General features: G+C 67.0%; 22 protein-coding genes and 1 pseudogene. 20 read left to right on the forward strand and 3 right to left on the reverse strand.

Going from position 1 to position 18695, the window contains the following annotated elements:
- Positions 1–15: 15 nt before the first annotated feature.
- The 10 genes and pseudogenes from EPN98_RS21505 to EPN98_RS24570 all read left to right on the forward strand — a co-directional run.
- On the forward strand, positions 16–312 hold the full coding sequence (locus EPN98_RS21505) for a hypothetical protein (RefSeq protein ID WP_293364989.1): 297 nt from the start codon (positions 16–18) through the stop codon (positions 310–312).
- Between the two features lie 24 nt (positions 313–336).
- A complete protein-coding gene (locus EPN98_RS21510) occupies positions 337–2682 on the forward strand; it encodes a hypothetical protein (protein WP_293364990.1) in 2346 nt (781 codons plus the stop codon).
- A gap of 386 nt (positions 2683–3068) precedes the next feature.
- Positions 3069–3530 (forward strand): hypothetical protein, encoded by a 462-nt coding sequence (locus tag EPN98_RS21515; protein ID WP_293364991.1) that lies wholly within the window; start codon positions 3069–3071, stop codon positions 3528–3530.
- Positions 3531–3533: 3 nt separating this feature from the next.
- Positions 3534–4946, forward strand: a complete 1413-nt coding sequence (gene terL, locus EPN98_RS21520) for a phage terminase large subunit (RefSeq protein WP_293364992.1) — start codon at positions 3534–3536, stop codon at positions 4944–4946.
- 47 nt (positions 4947–4993) lie between these two features.
- Positions 4994–7213: a DUF935 family protein gene (locus EPN98_RS21525; protein ID WP_293364993.1), complete on the forward strand. Its 2220-nt coding sequence runs from the start codon at positions 4994–4996 to the stop codon at positions 7211–7213.
- The gene (locus EPN98_RS21530) at positions 7210–7509 is read left to right on the forward strand and encodes a hypothetical protein (protein ID WP_293364994.1); all 300 of its coding nucleotides are present in this window, start codon (positions 7210–7212) and stop codon (positions 7507–7509) included. The genes EPN98_RS21525 and EPN98_RS21530 overlap by 4 nt, the downstream gene beginning before the upstream one ends.
- A gap of 134 nt (positions 7510–7643) precedes the next feature.
- Complete coding sequence (locus tag EPN98_RS21535; protein WP_293364995.1) at positions 7644–7802, forward strand: hypothetical protein; 159 nt, start codon at positions 7644–7646, stop codon at positions 7800–7802.
- Entirely contained in the window at positions 7792–8145 is a 354-nt protein-coding gene (locus tag EPN98_RS21540) for a hypothetical protein (protein WP_293364996.1), read from the forward strand. The genes EPN98_RS21535 and EPN98_RS21540 overlap by 11 nt, the downstream gene beginning before the upstream one ends.
- Before the next feature lie 3 nt (positions 8146–8148).
- The gene (locus tag EPN98_RS21545; protein ID WP_293364997.1) at positions 8149–8415 is read left to right on the forward strand and encodes a hypothetical protein; all 267 of its coding nucleotides are present in this window, start codon (positions 8149–8151) and stop codon (positions 8413–8415) included.
- A 5-nt stretch (positions 8416–8420) separates the two neighbouring features.
- Positions 8421–8921 (forward strand): annotated as a pseudogene (locus tag EPN98_RS24570) (phage minor head protein); the annotation flags it as partial.
- Positions 8922–8963: 42 nt separating this feature from the next.
- Here the strand turns inward: EPN98_RS24570 and EPN98_RS24575 are convergent.
- Entirely contained in the window at positions 8964–9737 is a 774-nt protein-coding gene (locus EPN98_RS24575) for a DUF559 domain-containing protein (protein WP_366558512.1), read from the reverse strand.
- A 36-nt stretch (positions 9738–9773) separates the two neighbouring features.
- Between EPN98_RS24575 and EPN98_RS24580 the strand changes: the two genes are divergently transcribed.
- On the forward strand, positions 9774–10016 hold the full coding sequence (locus EPN98_RS24580; protein WP_366558513.1) for a hypothetical protein: 243 nt from the start codon (positions 9774–9776) through the stop codon (positions 10014–10016).
- A 215-nt stretch (positions 10017–10231) separates the two neighbouring features.
- Here the strand turns inward: EPN98_RS24580 and EPN98_RS21555 are convergent, their stop codons facing one another.
- Both EPN98_RS21555 and dapB read right to left on the reverse strand, forming a co-directional pair.
- Complete coding sequence (locus EPN98_RS21555; RefSeq protein WP_293364999.1) at positions 10232–10552, reverse strand: hypothetical protein; 321 nt, start codon at positions 10550–10552, stop codon at positions 10232–10234.
- A gap of 46 nt (positions 10553–10598) precedes the next feature.
- On the reverse strand, positions 10599–11417 hold the full coding sequence (dapB, locus tag EPN98_RS21560; RefSeq protein WP_293365000.1) for a 4-hydroxy-tetrahydrodipicolinate reductase: 819 nt from the start codon (positions 11415–11417) through the stop codon (positions 10599–10601).
- A 106-nt stretch (positions 11418–11523) separates the two neighbouring features.
- Here dapB and EPN98_RS21565 point away from each other — a divergent pair, with 106 nt between their 5' ends.
- Genes EPN98_RS21565 through EPN98_RS21605 form a run of 9 tightly spaced genes read left to right on the forward strand, consistent with a single transcriptional unit; the run spans position 11524 to position 18691 of the window.
- Positions 11524–12705, forward strand: coding sequence for a phage protease (locus EPN98_RS21565; RefSeq protein WP_293365001.1), 1182 nt, complete (start codon positions 11524–11526; stop codon positions 12703–12705).
- Between the two features lie 49 nt (positions 12706–12754).
- Positions 12755–13579: a hypothetical protein gene (locus EPN98_RS21570; protein ID WP_293365002.1), complete on the forward strand. Its 825-nt coding sequence runs from the start codon at positions 12755–12757 to the stop codon at positions 13577–13579.
- A gap of 35 nt (positions 13580–13614) precedes the next feature.
- Complete coding sequence (locus EPN98_RS21575) at positions 13615–14565, forward strand: Mu-like prophage major head subunit gpT family protein (RefSeq protein WP_293365003.1); 951 nt, start codon at positions 13615–13617, stop codon at positions 14563–14565.
- The gene (locus EPN98_RS21580) at positions 14565–15107 is read left to right on the forward strand and encodes a hypothetical protein (RefSeq protein WP_293365004.1); all 543 of its coding nucleotides are present in this window, start codon (positions 14565–14567) and stop codon (positions 15105–15107) included. The genes EPN98_RS21575 and EPN98_RS21580 overlap by 1 nt, the downstream gene beginning before the upstream one ends.
- Positions 15108–15114: 7 nt before the next feature.
- Positions 15115–15582, forward strand: a complete 468-nt coding sequence (locus EPN98_RS21585) for a phage protein Gp36 family protein (RefSeq protein WP_293365005.1) — start codon at positions 15115–15117, stop codon at positions 15580–15582.
- 1 nt (position 15583) lies between these two features.
- The gene (locus EPN98_RS21590) at positions 15584–16171 is read left to right on the forward strand and encodes a phage virion morphogenesis protein (protein WP_293365006.1); all 588 of its coding nucleotides are present in this window, start codon (positions 15584–15586) and stop codon (positions 16169–16171) included.
- Positions 16171–16671: a hypothetical protein gene (locus tag EPN98_RS21595; RefSeq protein WP_293365007.1), complete on the forward strand. Its 501-nt coding sequence runs from the start codon at positions 16171–16173 to the stop codon at positions 16669–16671. Before EPN98_RS21590 ends, EPN98_RS21595 begins: the two co-directional genes overlap by 1 nt.
- A 7-nt stretch (positions 16672–16678) precedes the next feature.
- Positions 16679–16987 (forward strand): hypothetical protein, encoded by a 309-nt coding sequence (locus EPN98_RS21600; protein WP_293365008.1) that lies wholly within the window; start codon positions 16679–16681, stop codon positions 16985–16987.
- A 6-nt stretch (positions 16988–16993) separates the two neighbouring features.
- Complete coding sequence (locus EPN98_RS21605; protein WP_293365009.1) at positions 16994–18691, forward strand: DUF2586 family protein; 1698 nt, start codon at positions 16994–16996, stop codon at positions 18689–18691.
- The last annotated feature ends 4 nt before the right edge of the window (positions 18692–18695 follow it).

Below are 18695 nucleotides of genomic sequence, written 5' to 3' on the forward strand. Positions count from 1 at the left end.
GGCCGAAGCCCCGCGATGTCAACTGCCATCCCGAACCCCATCATGTCGATCGCTGCGGACATCGCGCAGTTCGCGATCGACCACGGTCCGGGCAGCATCCAAATCGCCGACGTCTTCGCCGCCACTTCGCCGCCAGCCCCCACGGCGGCGCAGATTTTGGCGGCGACGAACCTGATAACGGCGGCGGGACTCGGAAGCATCACCGGACCCCCGCAGGTCCCGACGGGAATGACGGTTGCGCCGGGCCTCGTGCGTGCGACGATGGTGGCAAACCTTCGTGCACAGGGCCTACTTGGTCGCGTGACGACGTGACGCCGCAGACAGGCGGGTCGTGAGGTGGCGGTCCTCACGCTGAGCAGGACGAACACCACGGGGACAAAGACCCTAACGGGCGCCTCCGACTGGGAGCACTACCAAGCGAACGTGTCGCGGACGCGGATGACGGGGACGCCCGGTCTGCTGTCCGACTACACCAAGATCGGAGCGGCGTTCACCGAGCTAGGCTACAACGACGACGGGCGACTGTTCTCGGCATCGGACCCCAGCACCAGCGACCATGACGGTATCTACAGCGGAGGGACGGCGGTCACCGGCAACGGATTCTCGTTCACGGTGCCGGCGGGGACGTCTTCCCAGACGCTGATCTGCTATTTCGGGCAGTACAGTGCCGACTCCATTTTCCGGGTCTCGATGACCGGCGGCGGGGTCACGAGCCCCCAGACGGACTCACAGGCCGACCCGGGCTTCAACACCCCTCTGGCCTCGAACTTCACGATCGTCTTCCAGGCCGCGAGCGCCGGCCAGACTCTCACGGTCTCCATCGAGATCGGCGCGACGTTCTCCGCCTCCTACGGCAACGTCACGATCAGTGCCCTCGCGCTGACGGCCCCCGCGGGGCTGACCTCCTGGGCCCCAGACAGCGTCACATCGGGCATGATGGGGGCGAGCCGGTTCCCATCGCCGTCATCTCAGGCGTTGCCGCCACTTGGGCGTGCGTTCGTCTCGATGGCGATCCCAATCGGCGAGCGTCGACAACCGACGCGCATGGATCGAGCGTCTGACCCACTGCCGGCGATCGCGGTGGCAACGGCGGTTTCTTTTGCGGCCGAGCAGGTCACGCCACGTCGGCAGGCGCCGACAGGGAACATCGTCCCCGGGGAAGTGCCATCAGCACTTCTACGGCCGACTGGAGGTTTTGATCCTTCCGGGCCCCCAGTTCGGACGCGACCGCTAGTCCAGCCTGTACCCAGCGACACCGCGGCGGCATTGCTCAGTCCGACCGGTGCCTTCGACGCACCGCTGACCCCATCGCGCCCAGCGTTGGCATGGATGCCACAATCACCAGGATCCCCCCCAGCGCTTGGTGCTCGATGGGGATTCGATGCGCCGCCAGCGATCGCTCGTTCGGCAGCTCGCTCCGAGGTCATCACGGGGCCTGTGCCCGCTGCTCTATTGGTGCTGACGTCGCCATTCGACGCGTTCCTGCCATTGGTCAGGCCGTTGACCCGCTTGCCAGCGCCGCTCGGCGACGTGCCTACGGCCGTCCTGATGGCAACCGGCGGATTCGACGCCGGGCGGTTGCTGTCGCGCGCGAGCTCGACCTGGCAGGCACTCCCGTCAGCGCTGCTGCCCACAATCGGTGCCCCGTGGGGCTTCGAAGCCGCCTTGGCCCAGAGCGCCCGCCCTACCGCGCGCACCTCAACGACCGGCGACATTCCCGCAGCCCTGCTCATGCCGACCGGGGGCTTCGATTCGGTCACGCCGCTGGCGCGAGTGCTGGCTCGACCCTTCGCCGCGCCGGTTGACATCAGCGTCCTGATGAACCCGGCAGGCTTCCTGGCCGCGCCGGTCCTGGTTCGGGCACCCGCTGCGCCAGGGTGGCCGACTTCATCCGGTGGTCTACCATCGGCGCTCGTCGCAGCGCTGAGCGCGTGGGCCCCGAGTATGGCCACGCCCCTGCCGCCACCAGGAAGACTCCCGCCGCCAGCGCCGAGCGCCGCGTTGCCCGCCCTAATCGCGGCACAAGCGCTGACCGCCTGGGGATGGGACGCGGCGCCGCCCAGCGCGCGGCTGGCGATGGCAGGGCCCGCGCCCGCCCCGCCCATGCCGATGGTCATGCCGCCGTGGGGCTTCGCTGCCCCGCCGCTGCTGCTGGCCCGTTCCATCGCCGTGCCAGCAGCGGGGCAGCCCATGCCTCCTGGCGCCGGTGCGCCGATGGGAGGCTGGATCCAAGGTGATCTTCTGCGTCGGCCGCCACCGTCCTTTGTACCCATGCCCGACACGAACTCCCAGGCGCCCGCGCAACAAACGGGCGGCTGGACCCCGGTCGAGGCCGTCCGGCGCCCATCTTCGATCGTTCCCATTGCCCACGACACCGCGCGCCCAGGACTGGCGCCGGGACCGTTCGTCGACCAAGAGACGCGCTTCCGAATCACCCGCCCATCGCCCGTCATCTTGGGCGCCCAGGCGCTGCCGGCGATTGTCCAGCCAGCACAGCTAGCACCGTGGGGCTGGGACCCTGGCCCACTGATCGTGCGGCCGGTCATATCCGTGATCCTCCATGGCGGAGAACCGATAGCGGTACTGTCCGCGGACACCAATCAACGACCATTTGCCATGGTCGGCACCAGCCCCACTAGAGCGCGCGGCAACCCGGGGCCGACGAAGGTCCGCAACGCCTAGCCCCGTCCATTCGTCCAACCCGCCTCGCGACCCTGCGCCAATGTTTCACGGGAAACGCTATACACTAAACGCCTCTCGAAATTGAGCCGACGCCCAAGCGCTATACGCTGGCCAAGTGCCCCGTCAGAACAACCGCAGGACGGAGGCCGCGCCGGTGATGACGCGGTTTTCTCCCGCTGAACTTGAGGCATTGGACCGCAAGCGGGCGCTGGAACGAGTGACTAGAAGCGGGTTGATCCGGGCTGCGGTGGCGGCTTACGAGCCGGCGGGTCGGCAGGGAAACGATATACGCGAGACCGAAGAACGAGGGCCAAGCGCTATACGCAAAGACGCCTCCGAGGTGGATTGCGCTATACGCGTCGAGTACGACCCAACGGAGCAGGGCAATGGCGACGCCTAGAAAACGGCGAAAAAACGGCAAACCCAGCAAGCCGCGAGGCGGCCAGTCGACGCGGTTCAGAGAGGGAAACAAGGCCGCCAAGGGGCATGGCCGACCGAAGATCCCGGCCGAATACAAGGCGGCGCTGAAGATCCTCGAGCCAGCCGCGCTGAGCGTCCTAGACGAAGTGCTGGCCGACGCAGATCACCCACGCCGGGAGCAGGCCGCCGAGTACATTATCAACCGGGCCCGCGGCACACCTCGAACCAGGACTGAGGTCAGTACCCCGCCCGGGAAGCCCCTGGAGGTCGACGTGAAAGAGCGCGACCCGAAGGAGATGACCAGCGGCGAGCGGAAGCGGTTGATTGCGAAGCTGACGGCGGAGCTTGCTGACCGCGAAGGTGGAGATGCAGACCATGGGCGGGAAGAAGCGGAGCCCACCACCGGAGACATTCAGGACCAGGGGTAAGCAGTGCCCGCGGATGGGCGCGCCAAGAAGGAAGCTCGGCTGATCGAGTTGCTGAGGGCGCAGCAGCTGAAGACGCGGCTTCGCGACTACATCGCGAGTGTCTCGCCGCACCTCCCTCCGCCGCCTCACCTCGACCCGATCATCAAGCGGCTCGAGGAGTCGACGCGGCGGCCGATCCGCCTGGCGATCTCTCTCCCGCCCCGCCATGCGAAGACGACGCTGATCACGCACGCGCTCGCCTGGCGCATGGAATGGTCTCCGGCGGACACACACGCCTATGCCAGCTACTCCGACGAGCAGGCGGCCGACAAGAGTCGCATCGTCAGGGACCTGGCCATTGGGTCGGGGGTCGAGCTACGCGACGACGCCACGCGCCTCAAGCGCTGGCAGACCGAGCAGGGAGGCGGTCTGCTAGCCGCTGGTCTTCTCTCCGGCATCACCGGCAAGGGGGTCAACGGGCTCTTCGTCGTCGACGACCCCTTCAAGAACCGCCTGGAGGCCGACAGTCGGACGATCCGCAACCGCGTCTACGAGACGTTCCGAGAGGTCGTGATGACCCGCCTCGAGGAGGTCGCCAACTCGGCCAGCGTCGTCGTCATCCACACGAGGTGGCACCCAGACGATTTGATCGGAAGGCTCGCGAAGGACGGCGACTTCGAGATCCTGAACATCCCGGCCCTGGCCGAGGAAGACGACGTCCTCGGACGCCAGTTCGGGGACGCGCTATGGGAGCCGATGTACAGCCGCGCCTATCTGGAGGCGCTGCGCGTGACGATGGGGGCCTTCTCGTTCGATGCCCTTTACCAGGGGCGCCCGCGGCCGCGCGGGTCGAAGGTGTTCGGCGCGGCCCACTACTACGATCCTGCCCGACTGGACCTGACCGGTTGCCGGATCGTGATCGGCGCCGATCCCGCTGCGTCAAAGAAGACGACCGCCGACTACAGCGCGATGGGGGCGCTGGCCATTCGCGGCCGCGACCCGAGCACCCGCACGGCATACATACTCGAGGGCTACCGGGAGCAGGTGACGGTCCCAATGTTCGTGGCCGACCTCCGCGCGTTCCAGGACCGGCACCACGACGCGGAGGCGAACGTAGAGGGAGCTGGTCCCGGTAAGGCCGTGGTGCAGACGCTGAAGGATGTCGACCCTGGGATCCGCTGTAAGGAGAGCCCGACCGAGGGCGACAAGTTCCAGCGCGCACAGGGTGTGGCGGCCGCGTGGAACGACGGGCGCGTGCTCGTCCCACTCGGGTCTCCACCGTGGCTGAAGGCATTCCTGGAGGAGGTTGACGACTTCACGGGCGTGAACGACGACCATGACGACCAGGTGGACTGGCTCGCGCACGCGTGGAACGCGGATGAAGATGAGCCTGCCGACTACACCGGCCGCACAACGACCGCGCCCCGCCGGATCTAGCCCCTCGTTCTTGAGAAGCTGAGCCCAGACCAGATCATCGGTGGGGCGTGGCCTCGCCGAATCGCAACCAGTTCGTAGACATCCCGATCTCATCGTTCGCGGGTTGGGATCGCGTCCGGCAGATCGAGGCGGTGCTCTCCGCCCACGACTACGGCCAGTTCCGCAACAGCGCGATCTTGGTCGACGCGATGGAGAGAGACGACCGGATATCGGGCGTCATGGCGACCCGGGTCGGTGGCCTCATGGCAGCGCCGGTGGAGGTGAAGCCGGCAACCGATAAGCGGAAGGCGGTTCGCATCGCGACCGAAGTCGGCGGAGACGACGACACCACGGGCATCCTGAAGCACGTCGCGCCAGACGCGACGATGCGCGCGTTGTCGTCGTGGGGGGCGTACGAAGGGGTCGTTGTCGCGGAGATCTTGTGGTTCGGCAACGGTCAAGACCGCCTGAGCCCGGCGTATCGCGAGCTACCACGGCTCAAGCTGTGGCACCCGCAGTTCGTCTACTGGGACTGGTCGGAGCGGACGTTCATCCTGATCACGGGCAGCGGGATGGTGAAGCTACCGCGAATCGACGTGAACCCGCGCTCCGACGGCAAGTGGTTCGTGTGGGCGCCGTTCGGTTTTCAGTACGGGTGGCTGCGCGCTATCGTTCGGTCCATCGCGTTCAAGTACCTCATGCGCCAGTGGAACTACCGCGACTGGGGCCGGTACAACGAGGTCTATGGCAAGCCGATCAAGAAGGGCAAGGTTCCGGCTTCCGCGAAACCGGAGGCGAAGGATCGGTTCGAGGGCGACCTGGTCAACATGGCCGACGATGCAGTCGTCATGCTGCCCCAGGGGAAGGACCCGGAGACAAGCTACGACCTGGAGCTCCTCGAAGCGAAGAGCCGCGGCTACCAGACGTTCGGCGACCTCAAGACCCATCTCGACAAGGACATCGCGATCGCCGTGCTCGGCCAGGACCTGCCGTCGGAGGCTGGCGGCGGTGGGCTCGGCGTGTCGAAAGGCGCCGACATACGAGACCACGTCCGCCTCGACAAGCGGGTCGAGGACGCGGCGATCTACGACGCCCTCCGCGAGCAGGTCTTCACGTGGTGGGCTCTCTACAACTTCGGCGATGCTGAACTGGCCCCCCGGATCGAGGCGCAGGTGATCCCGGAGGAGACCGAGACCGAAGAGAACCAGGGCATGCTGACCCTCGGGAACGCGGTCAAGGCGCTGAAGGACGCCAACCCCAGGACGGACGTCGACGCGATCTACGACCGCCAGGGTATCCCGATGCTGTCTGACGAGGAGATGGCGGCGAAGCGGGCTGAGGCCGAGAAGAGTAGGCCGCAGCTGCCGCCGGGCGGCGGCGGTGCCCCGGGGCACGGTCCGGCCGCGTTGCCCCCAGCGCCTGGCGACCATGGGCCCGCCGCTGGAGACGAAGCAGCGCACGCAGCCGCCGATGGCCCCGAGCACCTCTCCGCTGCCGATGCTCGCCTCCCGATCCGCCGGCGGGAGTTCGCGGGTCTCCCGGTCGCGATCGAGAACCCTGCCGGCACCGTGCGCCTCTGGACTGACGCCAACGGGAAGACGGTCGGATCGACCATGATGTACTTCGACTACGGCTACATCGAGGGCCACGTCGGTAGCGATGACGAGGAGCTCGACGTCTACCTCGGTCCCGACGAGACTGCCCCGAACGTCCACATCGTGCATCAGGCGAAGGCGCCAGAGTTCAAGATGCATGACGAGGACAAGGCGTTTCTTGGATTTGCATCGGCCGACGATGCGAGGGCCGCCTACGTCGCCCATCGGAACGACGGCGACCGCGCGATCCGCGGCATGTCGTCGATCCCGATCGAGCGCTTCAAGGAGAAGCTGCGTCGCCGCACGGGCACTGGACCGATTCGGGCGAGCATCGTGGCCGGCGCCGCCGAAGTTCACGTCGCGGAGCGCGCGATCTTGGCCATGCTCGACCGAGCCGAGAACGCGACCACCCTCGGCGCCGTGAGGACGAAGAAGGGGAAGCAGCGCGCGAAGACCTATGGAGATGCCGTGGCGGACAGGGCAAAGCGCGCAGCGGCGAAGGCGCTCGCGCCGGACCTGGAAGCCGTGCTGTCCGCCATCTCGGAATCGAGCAGCCCCAGTGACCTGCGCCGGCGCTTGCCCGGGATCTTGCGCGGGATGGATCCGGCGCAGATCGCGCAGGTCACGGAGCGGGCACGGATCTTGGGCAATCTCGGCGGGCGGCTCGCGGCCAGGAAGATGATCGAGAAGTGAGCGCGATAGCCGAAGCGTGGGAGAGGACAAAACGCGCCGTCGTTGAAGTGTATCGGCCGCACGCAGCACCGAACGCAGGCGCGGGCCTCCATTCCCTGAGATTCAAGCGCGACAACGCCAGCGGTGAAGAAACAGTGGGGATAGCGGTGTTTCTGCGCACCGGCGATGGAACATCAACGGAGTACGAGTTCTCCTGTGTCGTGCCGACGAATGAGGAGCTTTACATCCGCATGCTGGATTCGCTCGCGGAAGGCTTCCGAACATCCGTCGATCGACTGATGGGACTGCCGTCGTGACGGCCCCGGGAGCAGGTTTGCACCCACCGCCGAAGCGCCGCCGCCGCCGTGCAAGCGACGTCAGGGCCAAGGTCCGCCCGCGGCGCAACCAGCCCGGCTTCGTCCAGCTCTCGTGCTGGATCAGCGAGGGGACGATGGCGAAGCTCGTGGCGTTCGCGGATGCGCGCGAGACGAAGCAGCGCCTCATTGTCGACGCGGCGATCGCGAGGTACCTCGACAGTGCCGAGCGAGAGGAGTCGGTTGCGGCAGCGCCTCCACCGCCAGTTGCGGCCGAGGCCACCCATGGTCAATGACTTCCCGATGACCCAGGGCGATCTGCTCCCGCTCATCGACCAGGTCTTGCTCAACGGCGACGACAGCGTCCGCGACCTGACCAACTGCACGGTCACGTTTCGCTTCCGGATGTACGGTGACGATCCTTCTCTCGCGACCGAGCGCTCGGCCACCATCGTCGGGGCTCCGACGGACGGCCACGTGCGGTACTCCTGGCAGCCTGGCGACACCGACCGGACCCCGTTGATGCTCGCGGAGTGGGTCGTGTACTTCCCGGGCACGCTGCCTGAGACGTTCCCGAACGGCAGGAGCGACGAGTTCCCGAGCGGGTACATCAGGGTCGCAATCAAGCCGAAGCTGTGAACCATGATCATCGGTGATGCTTATAAGTTCGTTGGCCTCGGGGACGATCCGATCGTGAAGGCGGACGCACCCGTTGCCGAAACCGACGAGGCATATGCAACCGCCGGTCGGGCGGCAGCCGATCGCCTCTGGATGATTCCGGGAGCACGCACGCATGACGACCCCGGACGGCTGGTTTACTTCACTGTCGCCATACCGGTGTCGCAGGAACTGATGCAGCAGGCGCGCATGGCGTTCGAGGAGCGCTGGGCGATGCTGGCGCAATCCTAGCCGTCATGGCCGTCGCCGAACTGCCCGGCATCCCCATCGATCCGGACCGCTTCCACGAGGCTGTCGCGGCCATCAGGAAGAAGCTACCGGTCTCCGATGAGCAGTGGGAGCAGCTGACCGACGACGAGCGAGAGACGGCGATCAAGGTCGGAGTCGCCGCCCAGGGCGACCTCGTGCAGGACGTGTTCGACGCGCTCGATCGGGCCGTCGCGGATGGGACCACCTTCGAGGACTTCAAGGCGGAGGTCGGGCAACAGCTCGCGGACGACTGGGGCGGCGAGGATGGCGCGCGGCTGGAAACGATTTTCAGAAGTGGGGTCATGTCCGCCTACAACGATGGGCGCGAAGAGATCTTCAGCGACCCTGCCGTCAAGGAGGAGCGACCTTATTGGCGATGGGAACTCGTCGATGATGGGAGCCAGGGCAAGGACGATCCCTGTCTGGATTTCGAGGATCTGATCCTGCCGGCCGACGACCCGTTCTGGGACAGTCACCCGCAGCCGTATCACGTTAACTGCGTGGCGCCGTGGACGATGATCGAGACGCCGTCAGGGTCTGTCGAGATCGGCAGACTGCGAAGGGGTGATCTGGTTCGATCTCACGATGGCGCCTATCACCCGATCACGCAGGTTTTTGTGACCCATCACGACGGCTGCCTGCGAGTGATCCGCAACCTGGAGAAGATCCTTCACGTGACGGCGAACCACCCGATGGCCGCACAGGGTCGATGGGTCCGCGCAGATTCGCTTGATGTCGAGCGCGATCAGCTGTGGGTACTTCAGGGTGAATCCTCGGTAGCGCAGGACGCGCCAGCCGAGCGAAGTGGCCAATTCTTCGAAGGTACCGTCATAGGCCGACTTCTTCGGCGTGTCGTGCCATTGGCCGCCATCGAGTTCTATCGCCAGCTTCTCGGAGACCACCGCAAGATCCGTGCTTCGACCATCGATCGAGAAATTTGGAATAGATTCGATCCCGGACGCGCGCAGAGCCTGATACACGGCGCGTTCGTTCTTGCTGCAAAACGTGCCCTGTCGTGCCAGGGCGCGCTTCAGAATCTCCTCCCTGCTTACCGTTCGGCCGCGGGCCGCCGCGTTCGCATCCCGAACCTGGAGTCGGCGGGCCTCGATGTCCATGGTCTTATATCGCCGGGCGTTGTCATCGGAAATCGAGCGCACAACACCGTGGCGCGCAAGAAGCCGATTTATCGGCGTGCGACTGCATCCATACCGCGCAGCGATGGATACCGTGGTCTCCCCGCCGAGGTAGAGGCTGACGATTTCCTGCTCCGGAAACGAGATGGGCGTTCGCCCCTTCTTTCCCATGCCTTCATCAAATCGCACATCGACATCGATCTCAAAATGTACACCGGCAATGTCTACAACCTGGAGATCGAGGGAGCGCGGACGTTCGTCGCCGACGGATTCCTAGTTCATAACTGCCGCTGCACCAAGAGCGCGCTCAGCCGCGAGGAGGCCGAGGACGAAGGCATCAGCGACTCCGCCCCACGCGGCGACAAGAGCGACATGGAAGAGGACTGGTCCCCCGACGTCGGGAAATACGACGCTTCGATCAGGGACGAGATCGAGAGCCGGCTGAAGTAGCCACCGGCCCAGCGATGATTCATGAGCGGAAATCTCTCCCCCACCAATCACCAAGGGAGAGCAAACGCCAGCGACGGATCCCCCGTCGCATACACAGTCGCCGAGCCGGCTAGATCAGAACCTATACTGACGAATGTTGAGTCTCAAGAACCGCTCTAGGCCGCGCGGCGAGTAGAGGTTGGATTGGACTACCCGGTGGCAACCCATGGACGGAATCACTCGTCGTCGCTCTGCGTATACCCGATCTCCGAGATCCGGGCCCCCTGTTTGACTCCGGCCAGGTCAATAGACGAGAACGACAGAACCGGCACTGAACCGCTCGCGTCTCGTCGGTCGTCCGGCAAACGGACGAAATAATCCGGAGCATCTGGTCGCACAGACTCCGAGGCAAACAGCCAGCAATCGGCGATGCTGACGGGCTCGAGGTCACTGGCGTCAGGAAACCACGCCAAAATCACGATCTGAGGATGGCGAAGCTCGCCGGCTTCGTGCGCTCCACGCATGTCGAACCGGTAGCGCTTACCTGCGTGTGACATGGCGAGAATTCTACCTGATCTAGCCTGCGTCGCCGGTGCAATTTGGTCACGTCCCGAGGACGGCGCGCATGTCGTAGAGCCCCGGCGGCCGGCCGGCGACCCACAGCGCGGCGCGCACCGCGCCCTGCGCGAAGGTGTCCCGGGACGACGCCCGATGCGTGATCTCGATGCGCTCGCCGTCGCCGAAGAAGAAGACGGTGTGGTCGCCGACGACGTCGCCGCCGCGCAGGGTCTGGATGCCGATCTCGCCGCGCGGCCGCGCGCCGATCTCGCCGTGGCGGGCGTAGCGGGCGACGGCGGCGAGGTCGCGTCCGGCCCCCTCGGCGGCCGCCTCGGCCAGACGCAGCGCCGTCCCCGACGGGGCGTCGCGCTTGGCGCGGTGGTGCGCCTCGACGACGTCGATGTCGTAGCTCGGCCCCAGGGCGCGCGCGGCGTCGGCGACCAGCTTGAGCAGCACGTTGACGCCGACCGACATGTTGGGCGCGAAGACGATGGGGACGCGGCGGGCCGCGGCCTCGAGCTCGGCGCGCTCGGCGGCGCCGAGGCCGGTGGTGCCGATGACCAGCGCGGCGCCCGCGGCGGCGCCCGCGCGCGCGGCGGCCACCGTCGCGGCCGGGACGCTGAAGTCGATCCAGACGTCGGCGGCGCCGGCCGCCGGCGCGGCGCCCTGGACGGCGACACCCAGCGCGGCGCCGCCCGCCAGCACGCCGGCGTCCTGGCCGACGGCCGGGCTGTCCGCGCGCTCGACGGCGGCGCCGAGCGCGCCGCCCGGCGTGCCAGCGACGACGCGCACGATGGCGCGCCCCATCTTGCCGTTGGCGCCGAGCACGGCGATGCGCACGGGGGCCAAGGTCGACGTCGACATGCGCCGGACTCTACACCGTTTCGATGGCCGAACGCCGACGTTGATCTAGCCGGCAATCTACATAGTCGTTTTTGAGTGTGAGCACTCTGGCCCGGACCCTTGACGTGTGAAGGGCCGCCAAAGCCTACGGAATTCGCAAACGAGCGCTCTGACATCGGCGTACTCGACCACGTTCGACCCGCCCGCCGAAGGGCAGCCGGTCGTTGCGCCGAGCGAGTTCCGGGTCTTCCGCGCCGGGATCAATCAGTCGAGCAAGGGCGACTTCCTCTTCGACGACGATGCCGCCAAGTCGGTCATGGCCGCGTTCGCCAAGAAGGGGACGCCGCCAACGATGGACTACGAGCACCAGGCGCTGGCCCAGCCTCCCGTGGAGGCCCCGGCGTCGTGCTCGTCCTGGATTCCGGAGGTTCGCAACGGCGAGCTCTGGGCGACGTCCTGCAACTGGACTGACCGAGCCAGGCGGATGATCGAGGCGCGCGAGTACACGCGCTTCTCCCCGGCGTTCCTGCACGACATCGAGACGATGCGGATCCTCGTGGTCCTCAACGTCGCGCTCACCAACGTTGAGGCCCTGGACAACGTCCAGCCGCTCGTCGCCGCCACCGCGGCAGCCACCGCAACCGCAACCGACCCAGGAGTGACCCCCATGAAGCCCATGGCCTGCAAGCAGTGCTCTGTCTCCCTGAAGGCTCCGACCGACGACGACGACGGCGACGAGATGTACTGCAAGACCTGCAAGAGCGCGTCGACGACGAGAGCCAGCATGCTGACGCTCGTCGGCCTGACGGCGACCGCGCCGGACAACGTGGTGGCCGTCGAACTGTCGGCGATCGCCTCGTTCAACGGGGAGATCCTGCGCACGACCGGCAAGGCATCCCGCGCCGAGGCGCTCGGGGTGATCGAGGGTTGGAAGGCGAATGCCACCGAGGTGGTCATGCTGCGGGCCGCCGAGGTGTCCCGCGAGAGCGCGCGCATCAAGGCGGAGTTCGACGCTGCGATCTCGGGCGCGATCGAGGCTGGCAAGGTCCCGCCCGCCGAGAAGGACGCACTCATCCTCTTCGCCGGAACGCCGAACGCCGAGAACCTCGCGCGCCTGACGGCCTACCTGGCGACGAAGGCCGTGGTGGTCCCGCGCGGCGAGACCAGGTCTCCGGCCGGCGGCGGCGCCACCGGCGATGTCATCACGCCGGAGGACATCCAGATGGCGAAGCTGACCGCGAACCCGGCGCAGACCATCGAGGACGTCCGGAAGTTCAAGCTCGCCCAGCTCGGGCGGGCGTCGGCGTAACGGCGCCCCAACGGCAATCACCGCAACCAACACGACGAGGAACTAGACCATGACCGCACTCACCGCTCCCCGCGCCACCGAGACCAAGGGCGTCGACAAGGTTCTGCTGGAGGCATTCGACATCCAGCTCTCGGCCGGCGTGGTCGTCTACAACGGCGCGCTCGTCATGACCAAGGCCGGCTACGGTCGGCCGGCGGCTGCAGGCGTCGGCTTCGTCTGCGCTGGCTGGGCGGAACTCTCGCCTAGCCAGCCGTCCGTGACGGGCGGCGCGACGGACGGCGCCAACTTCGTCGGCCTCAGCACCAACAAGCTGCGCGTGCGTGCGGGCTGCGGGTGGTTCAACAACTCGACCTCGACGGATCAGATCCTCCAGGCCAACTGCTCCGGGAACACCCTCTGCTATCTGGCGGACGACAACACCGTCGCGTTGACCAGCAATGCGGGGGCGAGGTCGGTCGCCGGTGTCATCGTCGAGATCGACTCCTCCGGCAAGAAGGTGCTCGTTTCGGTCTCGCCGCAGATCCCGCTCAACCCGGCGCTCAGCACGGGAACGGCGTTCCTCGGCATTGGCAGCATCGAGGCGATCTCTGCGGCGGGCGCGCTCAGCGTCAACACGGAGATCAGCACCCTGGCCGTCACCGGCACCACGGCCTACACGCTCGCGAACGGCCTCTACATCGGCCAGATCAAGCGAGCGGTCGTCATCAGCGGCGCGTCGACGCCGGTCGGCACCATCACCCCGGCCACCCCGTCGGGCCTCGCGACGATCACCACGCTGACCGCCAAGGGCTCGGGCGTCGAGTTCGAGTGGGCCAACCCCGCCAGCCCGGCCTGGTACCTAAAGGCCGTTTTCGGCGGCGCCACCGTCACCTAACCCGCGTCCCCAACTGAGAACACCGGAGAAACATCATGGCAGCCTCGCCCCTCACTCCCGCACTCCTGCAAGCGTTCTTCGTCCAGTCGGAAACGCGGTTCCAGAAGGCGTATCTCGATCACCTCCCGTACTGGGACAAGTTCGCCGAGTTCGTGCCGAGCTCGACCGAGACCACCATCCACAACTGGATCGCCCAGATGGCTGACATGGAGGAGTGGGTCGGCGAGAAGACGGTCCGAGCCATCAAGGCCCGCGCCTATCCGATCACCAACAAGCCGTTCCACCACACCTACGAAGTGGACCGGGACAAGATCGCCGACGACCAAGCCGGGGTCTATGCCCGCGCCCCCGAGATGCAGGCCGAGGCCGGCGCCCGCTGGCCCGAGGCAGTGGTAACGAAGCAGCTCCTGAGCGGCCTCACGGCGGTCGGCTACGACGGACAGCCGTTCTTCGACGCCAACCACCCGGTCGACATCGATGACCCCTCGCTGGGCGTGTACTCGAACTACAACACGGGTTCCACGCTGACGGCGACGACCTACGCGACGGCGAAGGCTCAGATGCGGTCGTTCAAGGGCGAGGCGGGCATCTCCCTGCAGCTGCAGCCGACGATCCTCATGGTCGGCCCGACGCTCGAGAAGACGGCGAAGGAGATTGTCCAGGCGACCAACATCACCATCCCGGTGCGGAACGTAGCGGGCACCGAGATCGTCGCCGCTGCCGCCGCCACGAACGTGTGGCAGGGCGACACCACGCTCATCGTCAACGAGCGGCTCATCGATGACACGGCGGGCGCCTGGTACATGTTCTCCACCAACCGGGTCAAGCCGCTGGCCTTCCAGCAGCGCGAGGCCGTTCACCGGATCCCGCTCGTCAACCCGAGCGATCCGAACGTCTTCAACATGCGCAAGTTCGTGTTCTCCATTGAGGCGCGCGGCGCCGGCGGCTTCACGCTGCCGTTCACCGCCATCAAGAACGTGCCGTAATGGAGGAGCGCAAGTTCATCGGGCGGGTCCGGGTGACCGCCCACTCCACCATTGATGTCCCCTATCTCTGGCAGGCGAAGAGGTTCTTTCCGACCAAGGGGTACAAGGAGTTGGAGGTCCTCGACCAGGAGGAGGACCCGCCCGAGATCGTGACGTCCAGGCCGAACGCGAACAGCGGCATCCTGCAGGACATCGTCACCGCCGACCAGGATCGGTGCGGGCAGGCGTCCTACCGCCTGATCCTCGGCGACCCGCGCCTGGGGGTGCAGGAGACCGCGAGCATGAGCCACCAGATCATGGCGGCCGAGCTCGCGGCCAGCAAGACGCAGTTCCTGAAGCTGTCGGGCGAGCTGGTCGACGTGCGCGGAGCTCACGCCCGCGCGGAGGCGGAGAACCAGCAGTTGCGCGTCCGCATTCAGGAACTAGAGGCCCTCGTCGCCGGATCCGTTCCGGTCGAGAACGCCGCGGATGCCACGCCGGCCGAGGCGCGCAAGCGCCGCGGCAAGACCGACGAAAAGGCGGCGGAGAAGACCACGTCGTAACGAGAAAATGCCCACGCCGATCACCCAATACGCGCAGCCCTCGGACATCCCGGTCTACGGGATTTCCGAGGATGCGATCTCGGGCATCCCGCCCGAGGCGGTGGAGCAGTCGCTCCGCGGCGCTAGCTCCATGATCGACTCGGCGTTTCGGTCTCGGTTCACGATGCCTCTGTTCACGGTCGACCAGGCGACGGTGCGCGCGTGCTGCGTCCTGGCGGTCTACGACCTCTTGGTCGTGCGCGGCTACAACCCTGCCGCCGGCGCCGACGAGAACCTGCGCCTCCGTGTCCAGGACGCGAACTCGTGGCTGAAGCAGGTGGCATCCGGTCTCATGACCCCGGACGTGACCGACAGTTCGACGGACATCGTTCCCGGCACCGACGCGACCCGCGCCCGGGTCGTCAGCGCGTCGAGCCGCGGATGGAACTCGCGTGGCGAGACCAGCCGGCCGCCCGGATTTTTCCGAGGGGACTGACGTGGCGCTCTCTGGCGACTTCAGCAAGCTCGACCTCCTCCGGCGGCGAGTCGAGAGCGTGACCCGCGCGGGCATGGTCCAGGACCTCGCCGCCGTGATGGGCGTGGCGGCGATGAAGCAGGTGGCCGACTCGTTCCGGCAGTCGCGCGACCCGTACGGCAACGCATGGGAGCCGCTCAAGCACCGGGACGGCAAGCCGCTACTCGACACCGGCCGCATGGCTGCGTCGGTCAACAGCGCTGTCGTCGACAGGGGCTTTCGGATCTCGATCCCGGTCAAGTACGCCCCGGCTCATCAGTACGGCGCACAGGTGGCCCCGCACAGTCGCCTGCGCGGGCGGACGCTCTGGCACAACCCGAAGACTGGCCGCCTCGTCGGGCGGAACACGAGGCTGCGCACGGTCTATGAGACGCAGGCGAAGCCGGCCACGTTCGCGAACGGGATCACGATCCCGCGGCGGCAGATGCTGCCGGAGAAGTCGACCGGCGGTCTCGGTCCGATCTGGGGAAGGGCCCTCAATCGCCAGGCGGCGACGTTCATCCGCAAGCGGCTCGGGGCGCCGAGCACGGGCGGGGGAGACGCGGAGTAGTGGGTCTCCTAGATGTATTCGCCGCCGTGCAGGCGCAACTCAAGAGCAACCTGGCGGATCTGTCGCTGCTGGGGGTGATGCCGAAGTTCGAGATGGGCGAGGTCGCCCTGGCGAAGGAAGGCGACTACCCCCGCATCGTCTGGGTCCCGCGAAGTGAGTCGATCACGCCAGCCGACGCGCAGGGCGGAGACGGCGTGTCCAACCCTCGGCCGCTGTGGAAGCGCCAGTGCAGTGTCATGGCGGGGATCTGGGGCAAGGACATCGCCGACTGCGAGTCGATCGCCAAGCACCTCGTTGCCGCTGCCCATGACGTCGGCTGGGGCTGGGATGGCGTGCAAAGCGCCACGTGGAACACCGCAGCTGTTCTTCAAAGAGGCGTCGAGTACCGGCTCATGCTGACGTTCGCGATCCCGTTCACGCGCGAGAAGGACGTGTTGAGCCTTCCCATCGAGGACTTCCCGTTGACCGAGACGATCCTCCCGCTGGTCGCGACTGGATAGGAGACCCATGGACGACGAGACCGACAAGACATCCGGCGCGCCGAAGAAGACCGTCGAGGCGTGGGCGTCCGCCAAGGGGATGCTCCCGCAGATCTTCCCGGGCGAGGATCGATCACCGGCCCCCGGTGTTGCCGGCGACAAGCTCGGCTCGCGCATGATCCCGATCGGGAAGCTGAAGGGCCCGCGCGCCAACCCGGCCTACTGGAGGTTCGCAGCGGCGAAGGCCGGGGCGCAGTGGCCAGAGAACAAGGAAGTCACCGAGTCCGAGTTCGACGCGGCCGTGGCACTCGCCACCGTCGGTCACAAGATGGGGTAACAAACGATGACTCTTCCCAACGTCAACACGGTCTTCCAGGACGGCGGTCTCGGCAGCGCACCGCCGAGCGTCGCGGGCATCACCGTCACCATGGGGCTCTGCTCGAAGGGCATCCCGAACACGATCTACGCCGTCAATGACAACGCTACCGCGCAGGCGGCCCTGGGCATCGGGCCCCTCGTCCAGGCCCTGGCCTACAAGGGCGGGACGCGGTACGCGATGCCGCTCACGCCGAGCACGGCGGGCACAGCGGGGTCGGTGACGCAGACCGGGACCGGCGCGGGTACCGTGACCGTGACGCTGGCTCCGGCGCAGGCGATCCTGGCGAAGATCACGACGGCGGGCGCCCTCGGCACCATGGCCGTCGCGTTCTCCGTCGGTGGTGGCGCCTACGGCACGCCGGTGGTCAGCACCGCGTCGGCGTTCTCGATCGTCGTCCCCGGCACGCTCACCACGCTCACATTCGCCGCGCAGACGTACACCGTCGCCGCGGTCTGGACGATCTCCACCCTCGGAGTCATCACGCTCAGCGGGACGGGCACCGTCGGCTGGGTGACGCAGGTGTCGAGCCCGCTCGACGCCTATGCCGTGATCCTCGCGATCACCACTGGCGGCGCCCTCGGAACCGCGGTGTTTACTGCCTCCCTGGACGGCGGCAACAACACCGGGGCGCCGATCGCCACGCCGGGCGGCGGCGTCTACTCCATTCCGAACACGGGCATCGTGCTCACGTTCGCGTCGACGTTCGTGGCAGGCGACACCTACTCGTTCAGCACGACGACGGCGACCTGCAACAACACCGACCTCAACACGGCGCTCACTGCCCTCATGGCACTTCCGATCGACTTCGAGTCGATCCACGTCGCGGCGACTCCAGCGAGTGCAGCGGCCGCGGCAACCGAGTTCGCCACCGTCGACGCCGCCCTGGTCGCGGCTCAGACAGCGTTCCGCTACGTCTACGGCGTCATCGAGTGCCCGACCGTGGAAGCGGACGCGACCATCGTAGCGGCCTTCACGGCGCTGTCGTCGCTTCGGACGATGGTCTCGGTCGGTGACATCGCCGCCAACCAACCCCTCGACGGGCGTATCGAGCGCCGCAACAGCGCCTGGGTAGCCAGCGCGCACATTGCGGCCATCCCGGCCGGCGAGGATGCTGGCTTCGTCAACTCGACGGCCCAGATCACGGGCGTGGCGAACCTCTACCCGAACTTCGGGTCGACGGGCTGGGATCCAACGCTGCTCGACTCGCAGCGCTTCATGACGCTGCGCCAGTTCCCGGGCCCGGCCGGAACGCCGGGGACGTTCATCGCCGACGGCTTCATCATGGCGCCGCCTGGCTCGGACTTCGGTCTCATCCAGCACCGGCGCGTGATGGATGTCGCGGCCCGCGCGGCGAGGCGGGTGCTGCTCAAGTACCTGAATGGGTCCGTTCGCGTGAACCTCAAGACGGGCGCCATCGACCCGCGTGATGCCTTCATCATCGAGTCGTCGATCGATTCGGCCATCGCGGCGGCCATCCTGGCGCCCGGGTTCGTGTCGGGTGGCTATGACCCGGTGAAGCCGGGGAAGTTCGCGCAGCTCTCGCGCACGCAGAACCTCCTCTCCACCAACAGCGAGCCGCTCTCGATCTCCATCACGCCGCTCGGCTACCTCAAGTTCATCACCGCCACCTTCGGGTTCCGCAACCCGGCTCTCACGGTCTAGGAGC

Origin of the sequence: Phenylobacterium sp. (genome assembly GCF_004299445.1) — a bacterium.
Taxonomy (GTDB): Bacteria; Pseudomonadota; Alphaproteobacteria; order Caulobacterales; family Caulobacteraceae; genus Phenylobacterium.